Raw genomic sequence first — 373 nt, 5'->3', positions numbered from 1 at the left:
CACCAAGTGCAATCCAAGTAACGCCTACTAACAGCACTGCTGAGGCTGTTAAGCAGATGGTTTACCCAGTCGATAAAAAGCGTAAAAGCGAATTACTGGCGTACCTAATTGGCTCAAATAATTGGCAACAAGTATTGGTTTTCACCAAAACTAAGCAGGGCACTGATGTGTTGGTTAAAGAGCTTAAACTAGATGGGATCAAAGCGGCGTCAATCAACGGTGATAAAAGCCAAGGTGCGCGCCAAAAGGCTCTCGATGATTTTAAATCAGGTAAAGTAAGAGCATTGATTGCAACTGATGTAGCGGCTCGTGGTATTGATATTCAGCAGCTCGAGCAAGTGGTGAACTATGATATGCCTTACAAAGCGGAAGA

Annotated in this window: 1 protein-coding gene; it reads left to right on the top strand. The window is 43.7% G+C overall.

All coding sequences use genetic code 11. The features are described 5' to 3' along the window. A partial coding sequence (locus tag A3712_RS21850; protein WP_269451436.1) for a helicase-related protein occupies positions 1–373 on the top strand: 373 nt, incomplete at both ends.

Source organism: Vibrio sp. HI00D65 (assembly GCF_001635455.1).
Taxonomy (GTDB): domain Bacteria; phylum Pseudomonadota; class Gammaproteobacteria; order Enterobacterales; family Vibrionaceae; genus Vibrio.
This window is presented reverse-complemented; position numbering and strand designations above follow the sequence as displayed.